This is a genomic window from Streptomyces sp. NBC_00554 (assembly GCF_041431135.1).
In the GTDB taxonomy this organism is placed as follows: Bacteria; Actinomycetota; Actinomycetes; order Streptomycetales; family Streptomycetaceae; genus Streptomyces.
Genome location: NZ_CP107799.1, coordinates 5,723,548 through 5,742,559, shown reverse-complemented (window position 1 = coordinate 5,742,559; position 19,012 = coordinate 5,723,548). Strand labels below are relative to the sequence as shown.

At 70.3% G+C, this 19,012-nt stretch carries 13 protein-coding genes and 1 pseudogene; 9 read left to right on the top strand and 5 right to left on the bottom strand.

What is annotated here, in order from left to right; all coding sequences use genetic code 11:
• Positions 1-42: 42 nt before the first annotated feature.
• Together OG266_RS25330 and OG266_RS25325 are read right to left on the bottom strand one after the other, a co-directional pair.
• Positions 43-1,173, bottom strand: coding sequence for a GNAT family N-acetyltransferase (locus OG266_RS25330; protein WP_371548594.1), 1,131 nt, complete (start codon positions 1,171-1,173; stop codon positions 43-45).
• 238 nt (positions 1,174-1,411) lie between these two features.
• A complete protein-coding gene (locus OG266_RS25325; protein ID WP_371548592.1) occupies positions 1,412-1,960 on the bottom strand; it encodes a cysteine hydrolase family protein in 549 nt (182 codons plus the stop codon).
• A 204-nt stretch (positions 1,961-2,164) separates the two neighbouring features.
• Here OG266_RS25325 and OG266_RS25320 point away from each other — a divergent pair, with 204 nt between their 5' ends.
• Both OG266_RS25320 and OG266_RS25315 read left to right on the top strand, forming a co-directional pair.
• Positions 2,165-3,046, top strand: coding sequence for a dolichyl-phosphate beta-glucosyltransferase (locus OG266_RS25320; protein ID WP_371548591.1), 882 nt, complete (start codon positions 2,165-2,167; stop codon positions 3,044-3,046).
• A 91-nt stretch (positions 3,047-3,137) separates the two neighbouring features.
• Positions 3,138-5,318 carry an ArnT family glycosyltransferase gene (locus tag OG266_RS25315; RefSeq protein ID WP_371548590.1) on the top strand — a complete coding sequence of 727 codons (2,181 nt, stop codon included), beginning with the start codon at positions 3,138-3,140 and terminating at the stop codon, positions 5,316-5,318.
• Here the strand turns inward: OG266_RS25315 and OG266_RS25310 are convergent.
• The gene (locus tag OG266_RS25310; protein ID WP_371548589.1) at positions 5,311-6,060 is read right to left on the bottom strand and encodes a hypothetical protein; all 750 of its coding nucleotides are present in this window, start codon (positions 6,058-6,060) and stop codon (positions 5,311-5,313) included. The genes OG266_RS25315 and OG266_RS25310 overlap by 8 nt on opposite strands.
• Before the next feature lie 84 nt (positions 6,061-6,144).
• Here OG266_RS25310 and OG266_RS25305 point away from each other — a divergent pair.
• The 4 genes and pseudogenes from OG266_RS25305 to OG266_RS25290 all read left to right on the top strand — a co-directional run.
• A pseudogene (locus tag OG266_RS25305) lies at positions 6,145-7,016 on the top strand (transcriptional regulator); the annotation flags it as partial.
• 143 nt (positions 7,017-7,159) lie between these two features.
• Positions 7,160-9,253 (top strand): zinc ribbon domain-containing protein, encoded by a 2,094-nt coding sequence (locus tag OG266_RS25300; protein WP_371548588.1) that lies wholly within the window; start codon positions 7,160-7,162, stop codon positions 9,251-9,253.
• 23 nt (positions 9,254-9,276) lie between these two features.
• Positions 9,277-9,774 carry a glutathione peroxidase gene (locus OG266_RS25295; protein WP_371548587.1) on the top strand — a complete coding sequence of 166 codons (498 nt, stop codon included), beginning with the start codon at positions 9,277-9,279 and terminating at the stop codon, positions 9,772-9,774.
• Positions 9,775-9,840: 66 nt separating this feature from the next.
• Complete coding sequence (locus tag OG266_RS25290) at positions 9,841-10,737, top strand: MerR family transcriptional regulator (RefSeq protein ID WP_371548585.1); 897 nt, start codon at positions 9,841-9,843, stop codon at positions 10,735-10,737.
• A 263-nt stretch (positions 10,738-11,000) separates the two neighbouring features.
• Here OG266_RS25290 and OG266_RS25285 read toward each other — a convergent pair whose 3' ends face one another.
• Positions 11,001-12,986, bottom strand: coding sequence for an MFS transporter (locus OG266_RS25285; protein ID WP_371548583.1), 1,986 nt, complete (start codon positions 12,984-12,986; stop codon positions 11,001-11,003).
• 224 nt (positions 12,987-13,210) lie between these two features.
• Positions 13,211-15,778, bottom strand: coding sequence for a serine hydrolase (locus OG266_RS25280; RefSeq protein ID WP_371548581.1), 2,568 nt, complete (start codon positions 15,776-15,778; stop codon positions 13,211-13,213).
• Positions 15,779-16,518: 740 nt separating this feature from the next.
• On the opposite strand from OG266_RS25280, the gene OG266_RS25275 reads away from it, so the two are divergent.
• The 3 genes from OG266_RS25275 (at position 16,519) to OG266_RS25265 (ending at position 18,944) form a co-directional block, all read left to right on the top strand.
• Positions 16,519-17,274, top strand: coding sequence for a GPP34 family phosphoprotein (locus tag OG266_RS25275; protein ID WP_266460003.1), 756 nt, complete (start codon positions 16,519-16,521; stop codon positions 17,272-17,274).
• A gap of 364 nt (positions 17,275-17,638) precedes the next feature.
• On the top strand, positions 17,639-18,496 hold the full coding sequence (locus OG266_RS25270; protein ID WP_266460000.1) for a helix-turn-helix transcriptional regulator: 858 nt from the start codon (positions 17,639-17,641) through the stop codon (positions 18,494-18,496).
• 238 nt (positions 18,497-18,734) lie between these two features.
• Positions 18,735-18,944, top strand: coding sequence for a DUF397 domain-containing protein (locus tag OG266_RS25265; protein ID WP_266459998.1), 210 nt, complete (start codon positions 18,735-18,737; stop codon positions 18,942-18,944).
• The last annotated feature ends 68 nt before the right edge of the window (positions 18,945-19,012 follow it).

Below are 19,012 nucleotides of genomic sequence, written 5' to 3'. Positions count from 1 at the left end.
GCGTGAGGTGGGGGGAGAGGTAGCCGGGGGGCGGAATCCCGCTCAGCGCGGGCGGGGTTCCGCTCCGGTGGAGCCCGGGCGGCCCGAGGTGCGCAGCGTGCCGGCCGTCTTCAGCAGGCGGTCGGCCGGTTCCCGCAGTGTGGGGTGGGCCAGGACCGTGTTCCGCAGACCGCGCACCGGTCTGCGCCACAGTCGGTGCGCCGCCGCCACCGGGCTGGGGCGGGTAGCGAACCCTTCGCCGACGCGCAGCTCGCGGGTCTTGAGCCAGTCCTTGTACTCCTTGTCGCCACGCCCCATGTCCATGAGCCGCACGCCCTGCCGGCCGGCCGCCTCGGCCATCCGGAGGTGCATGATCAACCCGGGTGAGTAGTAGCGGAGTTCGGGGTCGTACGTCGTGAACCAGGCCGCGAACACCGTGCGCGAGGTCGGGCCGAAGTGCGCGGCCACCGGCCGGTCACCGGCGTACACCACGGACAGCACGCCGGTGAAGTGCTCCTCGCGGACGTGGAACAGATGGTCCACCAGGTCCACGATCCACGGCCGCGCGAACCGGTCCATCCGTCCCGTCCTGCGGTACTGGGCGGACTTCCACTCCATGAGCTGATGCAGCATCTTCGGGTCACGCTCGTCGTAGACGAACCGCATCTCGCCCAGGTCGCGGCCCAGGCGGCGTTCCTTCTTCAGCGTCGTCTTGGCGAGCCCCGGGTAGGCGCCGCGCAGCCATTCCGCGTAGCTGCCGTCGCCGACCTTGAGGTCGAGGACCGGTGAGGCGAACGTCCCCGTGACGTATCTGCCGAAAGGTCTCTGCTCCTCGACGAGGTGGTCGAACTCGAAGACGGAGAGTCCGCAGGCCTTCAGTAGTTGCTGGGGGTCCCAGGTGACCCCGGGACGGTGCACCAGGGCCTGGCAGTCGGAGAGTCCGAGGCCGATGGCCCGGCCGACGCCGAAGGCGTTGCGTTCGTACGGGAAGAAGCCGACGGCCTCCCCGTTCTGGTGCAGGACCGCCACCCGCGCCCCGCTGCGGTGTCTGCCGATCCCGGCCGCGAACTCCGGTGCCAGGAACGGGTTGGCGTAGTCCGGTGACTCGTCCATCGCCCGGTGCCAGTCCTGGCACAGCGAGGTGCTCAGCTCTTCCGGTCTGTGGATCGTGATTGCCGTATCAGAAGATCGCATAGACGATCGCTCCCCCAATTCCCCCATGACGCCCAACTCCCCTTTGACGCCCAGCTCCCCCATGAGGCGCACTCCGCGTCCGTCCCACCACATCCTTGCCCCAGGGGCTCAAACGTCGCGAAAGGTACGCACACTGTCAAGGGTGCCTGTCGTAACGGAAGTGTGCGGATCGGATGTCGCGGTCGTCCTCTCTCAGAAAGTCACTTCCGTCTCGCACAGGGAGTCGTTTTCGTCTCTTTCAGAAAGTCACTTCCTTCGCGTCTGCGGTCCCCCCGGTCCGTCCTGGCGCCGCCTGCTCCTGCCAGTAGAGATTGGTGTGCGCGATGACCTGATCCGGAGGCGGTGCGCCGTACGCGGTGAGGTCCTCCGTCGTGTGGGCGTCGGCGACCAGCGTCACGTCGTACCCGCGGACGAAGGCGCCGTGGATGGTCGAGCGGATGCACATGTCGGTCTGGGCGCCCGCGACGACGAGCCGGCCCACACCGCGCTCGGCGAGCAGCGCTTCCAGTTCGGTGCCCTCGAAGGAGTCGCCGTAGTTCTTGTGGACGAGGGGTTCCGTGTCGCGGCGCACCAGCTCCGGCACGTACTGCCAGCTCTCGCTGTCCCGTTTGAGGTGGTCGTCGAATTGCTGCACCCAGACCACGGGCACCTGCTCCGCGCGGGCCCTGTCGACCAGGGTGTTGATGTTCGCGATCACGCGGTCTCGGTCGTGGGCGTCCGCCATCGGCCCGTTCTGGACGTCGATGACGAGGAGCGCGGCGTTCGGCCGGTCGTGCAGGGTCGTCATAGGAACCTCCCACTCACCACAGTAGGCCGCACCACTGACAGCGGCACAGGGCCGCACGGACGGCCGTACGCGAGCCCCGGTTCCCGCCGGAGCCTTGGCGTTCCGCCTGGCCGCACTGTGCGCTTCCTGTGAGTTCCCTGATTCTCATTCTTCCCTCAGAGCGCGCTCACCGATGCCCCAGACGGGGGCCGGATGGTCGCCGCTATGAACGAAACGAACGCAGGAGGCGTCCGGCGGCGGTCGGTCGAGATCGTGGTGCCGGTTCACAACGAGGCTCACGTCCTCGGCGACAGCGTCAACCGTCTCCACGCCTATCTCGAGAGCTCCTTCCCGTTCCCGTTCCGGATCACCGTCGCGGACAACGCGAGTACGGACGGCACTTGGCAGGTGGCCGTCGGTCTGACGCACCGGCTTCCCCATGTGCACGCCGTCCGGCTTGACGCCAAGGGGCGCGGCCGGGCCCTGAAGTACGTGTGGAGCCGGTCGACGGCGGATGTGGTCGCCTACATGGACGTCGATCTGTCCACGGGTCTCGACGCTTTCCTGCCGCTCGTCGCGCCCCTGCTGTCCGGTCACAGCGACATCGCCATCGGCAGCCGGCTGCACCGGCAGGCCGACGTCGTACGCGGGCCGAAGCGGGAGTTCATCTCGCGGTCCTACAACCTGCTGCTGAAGCTGGGGCTCGCCGCCCGCTTCTCCGACGCGCAGTGCGGCTTCAAGGCCGTACGCACCGATGTCTTCCGGGCGCTCGCCCCGCACATCGAGGACAACGCCTGGTTCTTCGACACCGAACTGCTGGTGCTGGCCCAGCGCAACGGGCTGCGCGTCCACGAGGTGCCGGTCGACTGGGTCGACGATCCCGACAGCCGGGTCGACCTGGTGCGTACGGCCGTCGACGACCTCAAGGGCGTGTGGCGGATGGCGAAGCGGACGGTGACCGGGCACGCCAGGGTCGCCGCCGTACCGCGCCGGGTCGGACTCCCGCGGGTGCCGGGCGCGGTGCGCGAGAGCGCCGGTCCCCATGGCGCACAAGCCGCACCGGCCGAGTCAGCCCAGGCCATACCCGCCGGCGCGGGCTCCCGATGAGCAGGCCCGGCAGGCCCAGCAGACCCCGCAGAACCACCAAGCCCAACAGCTCCACTCCCAGCCGTCCCTCTCCCACCCTGGAGTGCCTGTCATGACGACCCTCGCCCCGCCGACCCGCGACGAAGGGGTCCGGCAGCACTCGCACCGGGCCGGGCCGCCCGCCGACGGCGGCATCAAGGCCCGCACCCGCAGGCTCTTCACCGGCCCGCCGGACGACCCGCGCTGGGCCCGGCCCACCCTATGGGCGGTGCTGGTCCTGGCCGTCGGCCTGTACGCCTGGAACGTCTCCTCCATCACCGGCAACACCTTCTACAACGCCGCCGTCTACAGCGGCACCAAGAGCTGGAAGGCGTTCTTCTTCGGTGCCCTGGACTCGGGCAGCTTCATCACCGTCGACAAGCCGCCGTTCGCGCTGTGGGTGATGGGCATCTCGGCCCGCGTATTCGGCTTCGGGACCTGGCAGTTGGCGCTGCCGATGGTCGCGCTGGGCACGGGATCCGTGGCGCTGCTGTACCGGATGGTCAAGCGGGACTTCGGAGCGGTGGCGGGGACGATCGCCGCACTCGCGCTCGCCCTGACTCCGATCACCGTCGCCATTACACGTGACACCAACCCCGACCCGGTCCTCGTCTTCCTGATGCTGCTCGGCGCGGCCGGGCTGATGAAGGCCGTACGGGGCGGGCGGCTGATGCCGCTGGTGTGGTCGGCGGTCGCGATCGGGTTCGCGTTCAACACGAAGATGATGCAGGCGTACGTCGTCCTGCCGGTCTTCTTCCTCGTCTACCTCTGGGCCGCCAACGCCTCACTCGGCAGGCGGATCCGCAACCTCGCCGTCGCCACGGTCGCGCTCGTCGTCTCCAGCGCCTGGTGGATGGTGGTCGTCGACCTGTGGCCCACGTCCTCGCGCCCCTACATCGGCGGCTCGACCGACAACACCGTCTGGGACCTCGTCATCGGCTACAACGGCTTCGGCCGTATCTTCGGGGCGAGTTCGTCCACAGGCTCGGCAGGGAACGGCGCAAGCTTCGGCGGCACCGCGTCCGTCTACCGCATGTTCAACGACATCATGGGCGGCCAGATCTCCTGGCTCATCCCCTTCGCCGCGATCGCCCTCGTCGGCGGGCTGGTGCTGCGCGGGCGCGCTCCGCGTACGGACGCCAAGCGCGCGGCGCTAATGCTGTGGGGCGGCTGGTTCGTCCTGCACTATCTGACCTTCGCGCTCGCCGAGGGCACCTTCCACCCGTACTACGTCACCGCCATGGCCCCGGGTATCGCGGCCCTGGCCGGTATCGGCGGCGTGATGCTGTACCGGGCGTTCCGTGAGGGCTCGGCGGCGAAGTGGGGCTGGGTCCTGCCGCTGGCCGTCGCGGTCAGCGCGGTCTGGGCGGTCGTCCTGCTCCAGCGGGTGTCGGGCTCCGGCACCCTCTACACCGTCGCCGAGATCGTGGCCGGCGCCGCGGGCGCGGTCTCCGTGCTCGGGCTGCTCGCCGGACGGTTCCTGAAGCGGCAGCGGCTGCTGGGCTTCGCGGCGCTTGCGGCGGTCGTGGCCCTGCTGGCCGGTCCGGCCGCGTACTCGGTCTCGGCCGCCACGAGTGCTTCGAACAACGGCACCAATCCGACGGCCGGTCCGAGCACGGGCGGCGGTATGGGTGGCGGCGGAGGCGGTGGCATGGGCGGCGGTGCACCGTCCGGCACCGGCAGCCGGAGCGGCAGCGCGCCGACCGGCACCGGCGGCCAGTCCATGGGCGAGCCCCCGGCGGGCGCCAACGGCTCGTCTTCCAGCGGCAGTTCGTCCACCGAGTCCGGCACCGAGGCCTCTGGCGCCGGATCCGGTACGCAGTCCAGCGGCGGTCAGATGGGCGGCGGAGCCGGCGGCGGCACTCAGGTCTCCTCCGAGATGATCACGTACCTGGAGAAGAACCAGGACGGCGCCACCTGGCTGCTGGCGGTGGCCACCGACCAGACCGCGGCCTCGATCATCCTGGAGTCCGGCCAGCCCGTCATCTCCATGGGCGGCTGGTCCGGCACCGACAACGCCATGACCCTCGCCAAGCTCAAGAGCCTGGTGAAGTCGGGTCAGTTGCACTACATCATCATCAGCAGCGACGGCGGCCAGGGCACGAACTCGGAGATCGCCACCTGGGTCGAGAAGAACGGCACGGCCGTCAACTCCTCGGCGTACAGCTCCAGTTCCGGTTCGGACTCCACCAGCTCGTCCACGTCGAGCTCGTCCACCGGCCTGTACCGCCTGGACGCCTCCGACGTCAGCTGAGTCGACCGTCCACCCCTGTGGGGCGGGCCGCCGGAGATGTCCTTCCGGCGGCCCGCCCCTTTTCCTCCGGGGCACGAGTCGACAGGACCGCCGTCACCGCCAGCGACGCGACGGCCATCACCGCCATCGCCGTACCCGGCGAGGTCAGTTGGGCCACCGCACCGGCCACTGCCGCGCTGACGCCCTGCATCGTCAGCATGCCCGAGGAGTGCAGGCCCAGTACGTGGCCGCTCAGCTCGTCCGAGGTCTGCGCGACGGACGGACGGCCGGCGGCACGGGGCGGGCGGCGGGACAGGCCGAGGCGGCTGACCAGCGCGCCCGCCAGATACAGGGCCGCCGCCGTGAGCAGGGTCACCCGTGGGGACAGCAGGACCACCAGGACGCCGCCCGTCGCGAACCCCGTGATCTGCATGAGCCCGTTCATCATGTTGAAGACCGCGCCGACCGGTAGACCCGGCAGGGCCATCGCCGCCGTGCCGAGAGCGAAGGCGAGCGCGATGCCCGTCATAGTGGCGCGCGGCGCCAGCCGGTCCGCCGCTGACAGCAGGGTCGTCGCACCGACGACCTGGGCGAGTTGCGGGCCGAACATGCTGAGCGCGGAGAGCAGGGGCGACTCGGTGGCCTGGAAGACCAGGGTGGCGATGGCCAGACCGCCGACCGTCTGGGCGGCGCCCTGGAAGGCGGAGGACAGGAAGAGGGGCGTGAACTCCCTGGTGCGGAAAAGGTCGGTGTAGCTGCGCATGCGGGGAGTCTGGGGTGCCGTGGACGGCGATCGTCATTGTTTCGCACGGGAGCGAAACGTCGCAGGGTACGAGGGGGTGGGCGCGTGGGCTGGTGGCAGGTCAACGCCAACACCCTCGCTGGGAGCCGCTTCGTGCTGTCGCCGCTCGCCGAGACCTTCGCGAGCCTGAAGCTGCTGCACGCGGAGGCCGCCTCGCACCCCGGCGAACACGCCTGGCTGCGCACCTATCTCCCCTCCTACAAGCGGTACTTGGCCGCCGACCCCGCCACCGCGCTGCTCATCCGCTCCGGGCTCGGCCGGGACTGGATCGCCGGCTTCCTCACGCCCACCCCGCGCGACGACGGGGCGGCCTTCGAGAAGGAGGTGGAGCGGGTACGCGCGGTCTCCCCCGACGACGCACGCGCCCACCTCACCCTCTCCCTGCGCGGCCCGCTCCCGGCCCGCCTCGACCGCGACGACCTTCCGGGGCGCGCCGCCGCCCTCCTCACCCACGTGTGGGAGGAGGCCGTACTCCCGTACTGGACCCGGCGACGGCGCGTCCTGGAGGCCGATGTGGTCGCGCGTACCGCCCAGTTGAGCCAGGGCGGCTGGGCGGCGGCACTCGACGCGCTCCGGCCGGGGACCCGGTGGCTCGGCGACAACCGGCTCCAGGTCAACGCGCACGAGTACCCGCCCCGCGAGATCTCCGGCGCGCAGCTCTTCTTCGTACCGGTCACTCCGCAGCGCATCGGGTGGGTCTCCTGGGAGGAACCCCACCGGTACGCCGTCGTCTACCCGTGCGCGGGCACGCCGGCAGGCGGTCCGGACGGGGCGGCCATCCCCGCGAACCTGGGCCCACTCCTCGGACCCGCCCGCGCCGCCGTCCTCGTACTCCTCGACTCCTCCATGGCCACCAGCTGGTCGGCGTGACCGGGCAGTGCCTGGGTTCGGTCGGGCGCCACCTGAAGGTGTGTTTGCCTGGTTTTCCTGGGTGTTGCTGTGATTCTTTCGGTCTGCTCCGGCTGTTTTCGATTGCTGCGTGACCTTTGCGGGTGGGGCGCGTTGCGTATGTGAGTCCGATGATCGGACAGCAGGTCGAACCAGGGTGGGGAGGTGGACGGTGCGGCGGAAGATCCAGCTGGGTGAGGGGGAGACGGAGAGGGTTGCGTGTGCCTCGGCGTCCGCGTTCAGGGGTCTGGATGCGGTGACCGGTGAGGTGTTGGGGGCGGAGGAGCTGGCGGGGCGGGTGGGCTGGCTGACGTCCCTGGTCGAGGCGCTGTGTACCGAGGTGACCTCGGCGCACTGGAACCGGCCCGACCTCGCGCAACTCGCCTCAGGGAAGGACCGGTCGGGGGCCCGGTTGCCGTCGAACGCGTGGATGGCGGTGCGCACGCTGGGCTGGGGCTCGGCGGTTCCGGAGGGGCTGTATGTGCCGGACCGGGTGCGCAGGGTGGCTGAGGAGCAGGCCGGGCGCGCGCTCCGGTCGGCCTGGTGGCGTAGTGAGATCACCGACGCGATCCTGGCCACCTGGCCCGCTGGCCCGGATGCCGAGCCCATGCGGCGCACCGAGGCCGAGTGGGCGGCGTTACGGAAGGCGTGTCCGGACGGGCAGGCGGTGGCGACCTCCATGTTGCGCACACGGACCCGGCAGGTCGCCGCCTTCCAGGCGAGCCAGGGGTGTGTGCCGGTGGATGTATGCGCGCTGGAGGGGGCGCCGGGTGGTGGGCGGCAGGTGGTGCTGGCCGCCGCCGACAAACAGCTGTGCACCCTGACCCGCTGCGAAGACGCCCCCGCCCACTACGGGGTGCTGACCGTGCGGCTGCCGGGGCGCCCCGATCCGCGCACCCGAGCGGACTGGCACCCGACCGTGATCCGTTTCCGGCTGCCCCCGACCGTCCCACTGGCCGCCGCCCTGCACGCGCCCACCCTGCGGCTGCGGGGCGGGCGGCTGCGGCTGGATGTCGCGTTCACCACCGCCGCCCCCAAGACCCGTCGCGACGGGCATGTGCGGGCGGTGGCCTTCGACTACGGGCTCAACACCCTACTCACCGGCGGCACCGTGACCCTGACCGGCGGCTCCCAGCCCACCGTGGCCACCGACGGACGGCCGGTGTTCTTCCGCCCTGGCGGAATCCTGGCCAAGGCCGACCGCCTCCGCATCCTCGGCGAACACCTGTGGACCAAGGCCGCCCATCTCCAGGCCCTCGTCGGCGGGCGCACGGCGGCCGGGCACGGGCCCGAGCCCCTCACCACCGCGAAGCTGGCGGTCCTTCAGGCCGAGCACGCGGCGGTCAGCAGGCGACGGACGAAACTGAACGAGCAACTGGCCGAGGCCGCCGCCCGCTTCATGGTCGACCATGCCCGCGCGTTGAACGCCACGGTGATCTATCTGGAGGATCTGCGGGACATGGAGGCCCGCGGCAAGGGCCGCACCCTCAACACCCGCCTGTCCTCCTCGGTTCGCGGGCAGATCGTCACCCGTACGCGGCATCAGGCCGCGGCGTACGGGATCGCGGTGGTCATCGTCCCGGCCCGGGGCACCTCGAGATACTGCCCCCGCTGCCTGAGCACCTTCCGCCACCACGCAGCCCCCGACAACCCGAAGCCGGGCTGGAAATGGGCCACCTGCCCCAACACGGCGTGTGGGTACAGCGCGGACAGGGACGTGGCCGCCTGGCAGCGCATCGGCGCCCGCGGGCTGACCCACCAGCACACAACCGTCCTGGACCGGAGCAGCGGCACGTACGTGATCCGCCGCACGGTCCAGGAGCTGGACCAGCCGGTCCGGCACACCCCCCACCCCGGCACCGTCCCTTCGTCCGGTCTGCCGCAGCCTGGTGCTGTGGGCGATCGGACGAAGGCGGGGCCGACGAGAAACCGCCCTGTGCCCAGGCAGCGACGCAGGGTCCCCGCCCCACCCGGAAGTCCCGCAGCAAGTACCACTGCTACAGGTTCGGGTGGAAAGCGTCCGGCGGGGCGGCAGCCCCAGTCACCAAGGCGTCACCCCCAGTGGCGCGGACGGCGACAGGCACCGCACACGATGAGCACCCCCGCCCGGCACCAGCCGTATGGGGCCAGACTCGGCGCAGGCTTCCACCTGCACACCCACGCCACTCCCGTCACATCACGGGCGGGACGGCCACCGGGACACCCGAGATCTCTTTCCCAGGACCGGAACCGGGCCGAAAGCCCCACCCCGCCCAGGAAAGCCTAAAGCTCATCTGCGACGCTCCGTTTATGACTACTGACAACTCTGTGCTCAATGTAGAGATCGATTCCCTGCAGGGCGGTTCCGCGGATCTCGGGCAGTACCGGGGCAACGCCGTGCTCATTGTGAACGTGGCCTCCAAGTGTGGGCTGACCCCGCAGTACGCGGGCCTCGAGCGGCTGCAGGAGCGGTATGCCGGCCAGGGGTTCACCGTCCTCGGGGTGCCGTGCAACCAGTTCATGGGGCAGGAGCCCGGGACCTCCGAGGAGATCGCCGAGTTCTGCTCGGCGACGTACGGCGTGACCTTCCCGCTGACCGAGAAGGTCGACGTGAACGGGGACGGGCGGCACGGGCTGTACGAGCGGCTCGTGGGCACGGAGGACGCCGACGGGCACAGCGGGGACATCCGCTGGAACTTCGAGAAGTTCCTGATCGGTCGGGACGGCGCGGTGGTGGCGCGGTTCTCGCCGCAGGCCGAGCCGGAGTCGGCGGAGGTCGTGGCCGCGGTGGCGAAGGCGATCGGCTGACCTGCCGGTTGACCTTGCCCCTGGGGCAGGGGCCACCGTCCTGTGTCACCGGGTGGAAGGCGCCCGGTGACGGAGGATGGGGTCGTGGACCAGGAACGTTCTGAAGACGCTCAGGCCCTGAGCGAGCTGCTCACCATCGGTGCGTTCGCCGCCCGGTCGCGGCTCTCGCCGAAGGCGCTTCGGCTGTACGACCGGCTCGGGCTGCTGGCCCCCGCGTACGTCGACGAGGTCAGCGGTTACCGCTACTACCGCGCCGACCAGGCCGAACGCGCCCGAGTGGTCGCGCTTCTGCGCCAGCTCGACATGCCCCTCTCGCGTATCGCCGAGGTCGTCGACGCGGAGGGCTCTTCGGCCGGCGCGCTCCTCGCCTCGTACTGGGCGGACGCGGAGGCGCGGTTCGCCTCGCAGCGGACGCTTGCCGAGTACCTCCGTGGACGGCTGTCGGGAAGGAGTTCCGAGATGTACGGGAAGTTCGTGGTCGAGACGGTGGACGTACCCGAGCAGGTGGTGCTTGCGGAGACGCGGCATACGCTCGCCGCCGAGTTGCCCGCGTGGATCGGGGCGTCGCTGGGGCGGCTGGAGGAAGGGGCCCGGGCCTGCGGTGGGGTCACCGCGGCGCCCTTCGTCGTGTACCACGCCGAGGTCTCCCAGGAGAGTGACGGGCCCGCCGAGTCTTGCGTGCCCGTCGCCGACGAAGCCGCTGCGCGGGCGTGGGCGTCTTCGGCCGGGCGCGCCTGGGAGACCCGGGTGCGGGTCGAGCCCGCTCGGCGGCTCGCCTACGCCCGGATCACCAAGGCGCAGGTCGCTCATCCGCAGATCCTCGCGGCGTTCGAGGCGGTCGAGGCGTGGATGTCCAAGCAGGGGCTGTCGTACGACGGTCCCTGCCGGGAGGTGTACTTCGCCGACTGGGATGCGGCGGGGCCGGAGGATGTGGTGTGTGATGTGGCGTTTCCGGTGAGGTGACGGGCCCTCGGGGGGGGGTGGGGGGGGTGGTTTTTCGCCCCCTCCGCCCCTACCCGTCCCTTGCTCCTGGGGGCTCCGCCCCCAGACCCCCGATCGCCCGAAGGGCTCGTCCTCAAACGCCGGACGGGCTGAAAACCTCTATCTCCGGCCGGGGAGATATTCAGCCCCTCCGGCGTTTGAGGAGCGGGGGTTTGGGGGCGGAGCCCCCAAGGGACGGGAATGGGTAGGGGCGGAGGGGGCGAAAAACCCACCCCCAACCCCCACTACCGCAACTCCTCCGGGCAAGGCGTCCCCCGCGGAAGTTGGTACGGCGCCGCCAGGCGATAGGTCCCCGGTGTGGGAGCCAGTAGCTCCGTCCACTTGTCGCCCGTCGCGTTCTCCGGGGCCTGCATCAGGCAGCCGTTGACGTTCTCGTACGTCTTCGGGGTGTCTTCGTCCTCGCGGTTCTTGGACGCCTCCGTCTCCTGCGGAGCCTTGAGGCTCTTGCCGTCGGCGTCGACGACGCTCAGCCACGGGGAGTACGGGATGCGGATGAGGATGCGGCCGGCCTTCTTCACCTGGAGGGTCATCTCGCCCTGTTCGGCCCGCTCGACAACGGCGTTGGGCTCGGCGAGCGACGCCGGATCGGTCACGGCGAAGAGCTGCCAGTTCGCGTCGCCCCAGATCTGCTCGAGGTACGGCATCCCACGCTGCACGAGCTCACGTTCGCGTTCGGCGCCGTCCCCGTCGGGCTCCCCCTTCGGCACCACCACGTAGTGGACGGCCCACCGCTGCAGCCACTCGTGGTAGTTCGCGGAGTTGAGGGTGTCGTCGTAGAAGAGGGGGTTGCGCTCCATGTCAGCCTGACGGTTCCAGCCGCGGGCGAGGTTGACGTACGGGGCGAGGGCGGAGGCCTCGCGGTGGGAGCGGGCCGGGACCACCTCCACCCGGCCCTTCTCGGCGCCGACGACCTGGAGCTGGTTCACCAGCGGCGCAAGCTCGCGCGCCCAGGACGCCGCCGGTGTCGTATGCACGACGTCGTCGACCGACTTGAAGCCGATCCACCCGGTGAATCCGGCGAAGGCGAGGACGATGGCGTACCACTTGCGCGAGCGCGGCACGGTGTACGGCAGCGCGGCCAGCAGCACGACACCCGCGAACAGCATCGCCAGGCGCGTGATGTTGGAGCCGATCTGGGAGCTGATCAGCCAGACGAGGAGTACGGAGAGCCCGTACACCGCTGCCGTGATCCGTACCGTCTTCCACTCCTTGGGGACGAGGAGGAAGACGACGACGGCCGACAGGAAGGGCAGCGAGGCCGAACCGATGGCCATCGGCTGGGTGCCGGAGAAGGGGAACAGCCAGGCCGAGAGGGCCACGACGACGGTCGGCGCGATACCGAGGGCGTACGCGCCCGGGCGGCGTTTCTGGAGGAACAGAGCCACCGCGACCAGGCCGACGAACAGGCCCGCCACCGGCGACGAGGCCGTGGCGAGCGCGGCGAGCGGCGCCGCGCACAGGGCCTTCGCCCAGCGTTTGTAGCGCCAGCGGTGCGGCCAGCAGAAGACGACGGCGGCCGCGGCGAGCGCGAACACCATGCCGAGGCCGTACGTCACCCGGCCCGAGGCGGCGTTGCAGAGCAGCGCGAACACGCCCGCGAGAGCCGGCCACAGCGGCTGCCGCACCGCCTTGCTGCGGATCAGGATCAGCGTCAGCAGGCCCGCCGAGATCGTCCCCGCGATCATCATCGTCGTACGGACACCGAGCACCGACATCAGATACGGCGACACCACGCTGTACGACACCGGGTGCATCCCGCCGTACCAGGCGAGGTTGTACGCCGAGTCCGGATGCTGCCCCACGAACTCCGCCCACGCGTCCTGCGCCGCGAGGTCCCCGCCACTGTTCGCGAACGTGAAGAACCAGACGACGTGGAGTACGCCCGCGAGGGCGGTGGCGAGGATGATGGGATGGCGGAGGAGGAGACGGGTCAGCGGGTGTTGTCGGGTGCTGGACGTCTCGTCGTGCGCGTCGTTGTGCGCGTCGTTGTGCGTGTCGCCGTGCGCGTCGTTCTGTGCCTCGTTATGCGCGCCGTTGTGCGTGCGGGACTCGTCGCTGTGCGCAGGGGGCTCGCTGTCTTGCGTACGGGACTCGTTGTCCCGCGTAGGGGACTCGTCGAGTTGCGTGCGGGCGGGCAGTGGTATTCGCGGGCCTGATCCTGGGCTGCCCGGATCGGCGTCATCGGCGTGTGTCGGCTCCGCTGTCGCCACTGCAAGGCACTCCCAGTGTCCCGTTTTCCGTTCTTCGGCCGGGACCCGCGGCCCGCGACCAGGCCGCTTAGCGACGCTAGCACGCACCCCGCCGGTGAGCGCCCGGGTGGGGCGTCATCGGCGGGGTACGGGGCGTTCGGAGGGCGTTCACGCGGTGTTCCCGCGATTCGCGGGCGCCCTCCGGCGTACGCCCGTTCCGCTGGTGCGAGCCGGTTTCGCGCCGGTCAGCCGACTCGGGTCAGCTTGGCTCCGAAGCCCGGTTCGGCGAGGTCCGACTGGAGCGCGACGGGGATCTTCACGGCGTGACTGGAACCGTCGCCGACCGTCAGCTCGCCGACCACCGTGCCCGCCTTGCCCGAGTGCGGAACCGTATCGCCACCGGCGGTGCCGATCGAGAGCTTCGTCTTCAGGCCGGGCCAGCCGACCGCAGTCATGTTCTTGGTGGCGACGACGGGGGTCTGGCCGCCGAGCTGGTCGTCCACGTAGCCGACGACGTCGCCCTTCTTCACCACCGTGGCCGACGTCAGGCTCTGCTGGACCGTGTCGATCAGCTTCTGGCTGTTGGTGAGCGCCAGTTTGAGGCTGTCCCAGACCTTGCCCGTGCCGGCGTTCTGGCCGAGGACCGCGCCGTAGACGGTCTGTGTCTTGCCGTTCACGGTCTTGGTCGCGGCCCACACCAGGTTGCCGCCCGCCGGCGTCGACGAGCCCGTCTTGAGACCGATCACGCCGACCTGGTTCACCAGCAGGTCGTTGTTGTTGTAGATGGTGCCGTCGAGCCCGGGGATCTTCGCGCTGGCCATCCCGACGATGCTCGCGAACACCGGGTTCTGCATGACCTCCTTGGCCAGCTTGAGCTGGTCGGTGGCGGTGCTCACCGTCGTCTTCTCCAGACCGCTCGGGTCCGTGTACGTCGAGTTCGTCATGCCGAGCTTCTTGGCGGCGGCGTTCATCTTGGCGACGAAGGTCTTGTCGTCGGAGTCCCAACGGGCCAGCAGGCGTGCCGCGTTGTTGCCCGACGGGATCATCAGCAGCTGGAGCATCTGGCGCTCCGTGAACTGCTGTCCCTTCGTCATGGGCGCCGTCGACTCGTCCACGTTCTTCGACTCGTCCTCGGCCTGCTGGTCGACGGTGATCTTCTCGCCGCCCTCGTCCCCCTTCAGCGGGTGGTCCTGAAGGATCACGTACGCCGTCATGATCTTCGCGACGCTCGCGATGGGGGCGGCGGTCTGCTTGCCGTCGGTACCGAGACTGCCGACGCCCTCGACCTCGATCGCCGACTGGCCCTGACCGGGCCAGGGCAGGTCGAGCGTGCCGCCCTCGAAGGTGTAGGTCGCGTCCGCGGTGAGCGTGAGGCCCGTCGCCGGGAGCGGGCGCACAGCCTGTACGACTGCAAAGATCACCGCGAGCAGCAGGACCAGCGGGGTCCAGATCTTGACCCGCCGCACGATCGTCCGCACCGGGGTCTGCCGGGGCGGCGGCGTGTTCGTCAGCTCGGCCAGCAGGTCCAGCGGCGGCTTGGGCGGCAGAGGCTGCTGGGTGGTGCGCTCGGGACCGACCTGCGGAAGCGCGGCGGTGGCCCCGGGGGCGGGGGTTGCCTTCGGCTTCGCCGGTGCGGGTTCGTCGAGCGGCTTGAGCGCGACGAACTTGCTGGTGCGTTCGGCGGGGGGCACGGGCGTGTCGACTGGCTTGTCGGTGGGCGGCTTGGTGCTGCCCAGCTTGAGCATGGTGGTGGGCTGGTCCACGGCCGGGCGGCGAGGGGCCCTGAAGACGCCGGTGGGCTGGTCCACGAGGGGCGGCTTGGGGGCCTTGGGCTCCTCGGCGGGGCCCTTCGGGGAGTCCTTCGGGGAGTCCTCCGGGCTGGGCTCCGTGCCCTCGTCAGAGGGTTCGCCGGAGTCCCGCCCGGCGGCCTTGGAGGCGGCGTCGGCGTCCCGCGCGGAGACGGCCTCGGCGGCGGGCGGCTCGGCGTCCGCCTCGGGCTTGGCGTCAGCGCTTGCGGCAGGTTCGGCGTCAGCATCCGCGTCGGGGGCGGATGCGCTCTCCGCAGCGTCAGCGTCCCGCTCGGCGGCCACCCCAGGCTCGGTACTGGGGCTGGGGCCGGCGGCGGGCTCAGTGCCAGCACTGGTGCCGGCGGCAGGCGCCTCGCCGGCATCCGCCTTACCCCCGGACGCGCTCTCCGCATCGGCAGCGTCAGTGGCCCGCTCGGCGGCCACCCCAGGCTCGGTGCTGGGGTCGCCGGCGGGCTCAGTGCCAGCGCTGGGTCCGGCGGCAGGCGCCGCGCTGGCATCCGCCTCAAGCTCGGTGCTGGCACTGGCACTGGCACTGGCACTGGCACTGGCGGCAGTCTCGGTCCCACCGCTCGCACTCGCGGCAGGCTCCGCGCCTGCATCCGCCTCACGCCCGGACGCGCTCTCCGCATCGGCAGCGGAACGCTCGGCGTCAGCAGGCACCACGTCGACATCCGTGTCGCCCTCGGTCGCTGTCGCGGACGTGGACACGCTCCCGGAGCCGACAGCAGCCCGCGGCTCATCGCCCCCGCCGGACTCCCCGGCGCCCTCGGTCGCGGCACCCGCCGCACTCGCGGTCCCGTCGGCGTCCTCCGCCTCGGCGCCCGTCTCGGACGGGGTATCCCCCTCCGGCTCCTCACCGACGTCCGTCGCACCGACAGACGTGGAGGCACCGCCCTGGGAGGACCGGCCACCACCAGCCACATCGCCCGCGGCGTCCGTCTCCTCGCCGACGTCATCCGCGTCGGCCGTGGACACCTCACCGGAAGCGCCGGAAGCGCCACTCACCGCAGCCGCGTCGGCGTCCCCGTTCCCGCCCTCGGCGTCACCCGAGGACGCCTCCGCATCCGGGTCCGCTTCCGGGTCCGTATCCGCCCCCGCAACCCACGCGGCAACCGCCGCCCGAAGCCGCGCGTCACCCGGCAACCCACTCTCGGCCGCCCCCGTACCAGCGTCTCCAGACCGCTCCGCCCCCGACGAACCGTCGGACCCGGACGAACCACGGGAACCCGACAAACCCTCGACCCCCGTCCCGACCGCCCCGTCGGTCACCGCCCGCGTCGAGAAGACCGCCGTGGCCTGATCCACCCGCACCGTGGCCGCCCGCTCTCGGGCCAACCCCAGACGCGGGTCGGCCGGGGCCGAGGACGCAGCCGAGGCCGAAGCCCCGCCCCCCCGCGTCGGACCCGGAACCGCGGCCGCCGTCCCCGGCGTCGGTTCTCCCGACGACGCCGATGCCGACGACTCGTGTTGCTTCGACCTGTCGGGGGACTCGCCCGCCACCGATGCCTCCTCCTGCGGCGCACACCCGCAGTGCGCCAACCGAACCGTGAAAACCCGTGAAAACCCTTGACCCGCCGCCCGGACACCGCTGTCCGAACCATGTACCAGTGTCCTGTGTGGGGGCTTGTCCTCCGCGGTAGACGAGAACGACATACCTACCGGTTCCACTACGAACCGGTCACGCCCTCTCGACAGATGAATGTGAGAGGGGTCACCCTGTCATTCATCCACGCGGGGAGGCATGGATGGGCAGGAGCCGCAGATCAATTCCGGAAGAGCTTCTTCTGCTGGCGCTGGACCCGACCACGGGTACCACCGCACAGCCGCAGTCGCTCGACCTCGGTCTGGCCGGAGCACAGCTAGTGGAGCTGGCGCTGGCCGGACGGATAGCCCCGGACGGGGATCGTATCGCCGTGGTCGTACCACGGCCGACTGGAGATCCAACACTGGACTGTGCGTTGGAACTGCTTCGCCGACGCGGAGCACCCGTACGCGCAGTGAACTGGATTGGCGGACCCCGACTGGGGCTGCGCCAGACCTATCTCTCGCATCTGGAGAGGTGCGGCATGGTCCATGCCGTGGCCGGCCAGATGTGCGGGGTGCTTCCGACGACTCGCTACCAAGCGACGGACACGGAAATCAGCCGGGAGATCAAGGCCCGGCTGGACAGCGCGATCCGCACCGGCGTCCCGCCGGACCCGCGGACCGCGGCGCTCGCCGCACTGGCCCACGCGGTCGGACTCGGCAAGCACCTGTATCCGGGTAATGAGGGACGCTCGTCCCGCTCCCGGCTACGGGATCTGATCAGGCACGACCCCATGGGCGGCCTCGTGGCACACGCGGTCATGGACGTCCAGAACGGTGTGGCCGCTCAGCCACGCCGTAGCCCGGCACCGGCAGGCCGTCCGGCCACCGCCGGCGTCAGGTCCGCACCGGAACCCGCCCGCGGTGTTCCGATGCAACCGCGCCACAGTTCCATGGCGCGCGCCGTGGCCCACTGAGCCGCAGTCCCACGGCACAACGCAGGAACAGCAGGACCCGCACCACCAGCGCCGCACCGCAGTCCCCAGGATCCGGTTCGGGAGCCGCTGGCTCGCGCGGGGCGATGAGACCGTACGTCCGGACGACGACACGGCCCCACCGCCCCGCGCGGCCGCATATGCAGGCCTTCTATGCAGGCCTCAACCATGACCTGTCGCGGCCGCACATACATGCGCTCTTACCAGCCAGATACCGGCCGGAAGCCCGAACTGGCGTGTACCCAGCGCATATCCGCTGTTTCCCAGCGGTAGAAAGCACCTTGGTGGCAGTCTGCTCAACAGCAGATACGCAAAGTAGAGGCCCGCAGCCGGAGGTGCACGTCCCGTGGCGTCAAGTGTCAATCCCACCGTCCGGCGGCGCCGGCTGGGCCAGGAGCTGCGCCGGCTCCGTGAGCTCAAGGGCATGACGGCCGAAGAGGTCGCCGAGCGACTGCTGGTCTCCCAGTCGAAGATCAGCCGCCTGGAGAACGGGCGGCGCAGCATCAGCCAGCGCGACGTCCGTGACCTGTGCGGGGTCTACGAGGTCGAGGACGTCCGCATCGTCGACTCCCTGATGCAGATGGCCAAGGACTCGCGCCAGCAGGGCTGGTGGCACTCCTTCGGCGACATCCCGTACAGCGTCTACATCGGGCTGGAAACCGACGCGGCGAGCCTGCGCGTGTACGACCCCCAGGTCGTCCCGGGCCTGTTGCAGACCCGGCCGTACGCGGAGGCCCTGATCGCCGGTGCGCTGCCGGAGACCGCCACCGGCGACATCGACAAGCGCGTCCAGGTGAGACTCCGCCGACAGGAACGTATCTCCGCGCCGGAGAACCCGCTCCGGCTGTGGACCGTCCTGGACGAGGCCGCCCTGCGCCGCGCCGTCGGCAACCGCTCCCTGATGCGCGAGCAGTTGGAGCACCTCGTCGAGCAGTCCCAGCTCCCGCACGTCACCGTGCAGGTGATCCCCTTCGACATGGGCGCGCATCCGGGGCTGAACGGGCAGTACGCGATCCTGGAGTTCCCCGACGCGGCGGACTCGAGCGTCGTCTACATCGAGGGCGTCACCAGCGACCTGTACCTGGAGAAGGCGAACGACGTCCAGAAGTACAGCGTGATGTATGAGCATTTGCGGGCACAGGCCCTCAATGTGGAGCAATCGCGGCAATTCATCGCGGATATCGCCAAAGAGTACGCGCGCTGAGGCTCACTGAGCCACCTCCGTCGCGAGGGTGCCGGACTGTACACCTTCGTCACACCGGAGCGGAAGACCCAATGGAATATGCCATCCGGTCGAGTGAATACTTCATTCGCCTGCCGATGTTGGCGAGTAGCGTCGATCACGCCATCGAGCAACAACGTTGGCGCAAACCGAACCGCGGGTTCCGGAAGGAACCCGCTGTGCGGTGACAGCAACTCAACAACTGGCTACCGGAGCAAACATGGCAATCCAGCAAGGCGCCCTGCAGACCTGGACCAAGTCCTCCTACTCCACCGGCAACGGCGCGTGCGTCGAGGTCAAGTCCCCGGTTCTCGCGGCGATGGCCGTACGGGACTCCAAGGTCCCCGAGGGCCCCACGCTGGCGTTTCCCGCGAGTTCGTGGAACGCCTTCGTGGCAGAGGTGAGCCGGGGGGCTTCCCACCTCGACTGATGCACAGATACCGCCCACCACCACAACTGCACCGACCAACCGCATACGCACCACCGACAGAGCCCTCT